Annotated in this window: 1 protein-coding gene and 2 rRNA genes (1 of these 3 running past the window's edge); all 3 read right to left on the bottom strand. The window is 50.3% G+C overall.

Annotation, left to right across the window (positions count from 1 at the left end):
* A partial coding sequence (locus J7J33_00365) for a YggS family pyridoxal phosphate-dependent enzyme (protein ID MCD6167750.1) occupies positions 1 to 247 on the bottom strand: 247 nt, incomplete at its 3' end.
* A 38-nt stretch (positions 248 to 285) separates the two neighbouring features.
* Positions 286 to 403 (bottom strand): 5S ribosomal RNA (gene rrf / locus J7J33_00360).
* A 62-nt stretch (positions 404 to 465) separates the two neighbouring features.
* Positions 466 to 3,265 (bottom strand): 23S ribosomal RNA (locus J7J33_00355) (it continues 1,008 nt past the right edge of the window).

Here is a 3,265-nt window from a genome sequence, read left to right as displayed (position 1 = left end):
TAATTATCTTTTTTATTTTATTTCTTTGAATATGACCTATAAAATGCCATTCAACCTTTTTTTCAATAAGTGGATAAACCTTTAAAGCTTCCTGCACATAGTTTTCTCCAATTACTTCAACTCCTCCCTCAATTGCCGCATTTATCTCCTCATAAGTCCTTGATTTACAGGCAGCAAGAAGAGTAATTCCCTCTGGAATCTCCGAAAGAATTCTTTTCACATTCTGAATAATTTTTTCCCTTTCCACAGAATAAATTTTACCACTTTATAAAAATTTAAAAAGGGCCCTGGCAACGACCTACTCTCCCGAGGGGTTTCCCTCCTCAGTACCATCGGCGCTGGCGGGCTTAACTTCCGGGTTCGGAATGGAGCCGGGTGTTTCCCCGCCGCTATGATCACCAGAGCCCTTATCTATTTAATCACCTTGAAAATCAGAGACTTGATACTAACCTCTCGACTTGAACCTAAGTCAAGTCCTCGGCCTATTAGTACCCATCAGCTAAGTGGGTCACCCCACTTACACCTTGGGCCTATCAACCTGGTAGTCTCCCAGGGGCCTTACTCCTCCTTAACGGAGGATGGGAGATCTTATCTTGGAGTGGGCTTCACGCTTAGATGCTTTCAGCGTTTATCCCGTAGGGACATAGCTACCCGGCGCCTGCTCCTGGCGGAACAGCCGGTACACCAGAGGTCCCCTCACCCCGGTCCTCTCGTACTAGGGGTGAACCTCCTCAAATCTCCAGCGCCTGCAGCGGATTAGGTCCGAACTGTCTCACGACGTTCTGAACCCAGCTCGCGTACCGCTTTAATGGGCGAACAGCCCAACCCTTGGGACCTTCTCCAGCCCCAGGATGCGATGAGCCGACATCGAGGTGCCAAACCTCCCCGTCGATGTGGACTCTTGGGGGAGATCAGCCTGTTATCCCCGAGGTAACTTTTATCCGTTGAGCGATGGCACTTCCACACGTAGCCACCGGATCACTAAGCCCCACTTTCGTGACTGCTTGACCTGTCGGTCTATGCAGTAAAGCACCCTTATGCCTTTGCACTCTACGCGCGATTTCCAACCGCGCTGAGGGTACCTTTGGGCGCCTCCGTTACCTTTTAGGAGGCGACCGCCCCAGTCAAACTACCCGCCTGACACTGTCCCTCTACCCGATTCAGGGTTAGAGGTTAGAATCCTAACATACCAAGGGTGGTATTCCAAGGGCGGCTCCACCAGAGCTGGCGCCCTGGCTTCACAGCCTCCCACCTATCCTATACATGGCATGCCAGAATCCAATGCCAAGTTGTAGTAAAGCTCTCGGGGTCTTTCCGTCCTGCTGCAGGTAGTCCGCATCTGCACGGACACTGCTATTTCACCGGATCCCTCGTCGAGACAGCGCTCAGGTCGTTATACCTTTCATGCGCGTCGGAACTTACCCGACAAGGTATTTCGCTACCATAGGACCGTTCGTTTATGTTACCCTTCTTCACTTTAAGTGAAGGGCGATCAGCCAGAGCTTGGCTGATCCTCCGTATCGCTACGGAGACCGGACTATATCATCATCCCTTTTACGGGATGCCTGGCGTATAGTCTCTGAGGATTCTTCCAGGGAAGAGATGATGTAATCTTTGTCATACCTTCTCTTAGAGTTATCTTCATTTATCTCCTCTCTAAGTTTTACAATCTCCTCTATTCCTTCCTTGGTTAAATGCTTTCCTTCCTTAACCAATTCAAGTATCTTCTTAAACTTGGAGAAGGCTTTTTTCTTTCTCTGAGAGAGAAACCTGTACTTTTCAAAGAAGGGAACAACTTTTTCTGAAAGAGAATTTATGTTTGTTACCTCAAAATACCACACACCATCCTTTCTCTGCCTTAAAGTTCCACATCCAAGATGTCTCTTAAAGAGAGCAAGAATTACTTTTTCCTTCTGAGAAACATTGAAAGATAGACTCACCTTCCACTTATTTCTGTAATCTTTACGAGGTCTTAGAGAGACATTGAAACTTCCTTCTCCATCAGCAAAACCTGCAAGATACCATCCTATCTTTGGGGGAACTTTAACCTTCTTTTGATTCACAAGCCCTCCTTTTCTCTCCCTGGAAGTCTTTCCTGCTGATTACCCGCACCTCACGGATTGTCACTGCCTCGTTATAAAGAGGCGAGTACCGGAGGATACACCGGGCTTCCCAGCATATAGCCAGGTTTTATAACTACAGGGTCCAACCTATAGTTACGGCCGCCGTTCACCGGGGCTTAAGTTCGGAGCTTCGCCACCCGAAGGTGGCTAACCCCTCCCCATAACCTTCCGGCACTGGGCAGGCCTCAGCCCCTATACATCGCCTTACGGCTTTGCAGAGACCTGTGTTTTTGTTAAACAGTCGCCCGAGCCAATTACCTGCGGCTCCTGAGAGCTTCGGTAGAAAATTTACCTACACTCTCGGGAGCACCCCTTCTCCCGAAGTTACGGGGCCAACTTGCCGAGTTCCTTGACGAGGGTTCTTCCGCGCGCCTTGGGACTCTTATCCCCGCCTACCTGTGTTGGATTGCGGTACGGTCACCCATTCTCCAATGCTAGGGGTTTTTCTTGCAAGTATGGAATCAGCCACTTCGCAGCTGGTTACCCAGCCGCTCCCCATCACCTCTCGGGGTTAACGCGTCCACGGATTTGCCTATGGACGCCCCCTACAGGCTTGGACAGGGTATTCCATCACCCTGCAGGCCTATCCTCCTTGACCACCCCATCGCTTTTTGCGGAGAATAGGTGGTGCCGGAATATTAACCGGCTCTCCATCACCTACGCCTTTCGGCCTCGGCTTAGGACCGACTAACCCTGGGCGGACGAGCCTTCCCCAGGAAACCTTAGGCTTACGGCGGAAGGGATTCTCACCCTTCTTTTCGCTACTCAAGCCAGCATTCTCACTTCCTACCGCTCCAGTGCTCCTTACGGTACACCTTCACCGCAGTAGGAACGCTCCCCTACCATCAGAGAGATAGATCAAATTGATCTTCTCTCTGATCCACCGCTTCGGTTGGAAGCTTAGTCCCGTACATTTTCGGCGCAGGACCGCTCGACTAGTGAGCTGTTACGCACTCTTTAAAGGATGGCTGCTTCTAAGCCAACCTCCTAGCTGTCTAAGCAGCCCCACCTCCTTTTCAAAAACACTTAGCTTCCATTAGGGACCTTAGCGGGTGGTCTGGGCTGTTACCCTCTCGAAAACGGAGCTTTTCCCCCGCTTTCTCACTCCCGGGATAAGTAGGAGCGGCATTCGGAGTTTGGTT

This window comes from Caldisericia bacterium (assembly GCA_021158845.1).
GTDB lineage: Bacteria > Caldisericota > Caldisericia > B22-G15 > B22-G15 > B22-G15.
Note: the sequence above shows the minus strand (reverse complement) of the source record. Positions and strands in the feature narration are given on the sequence as shown.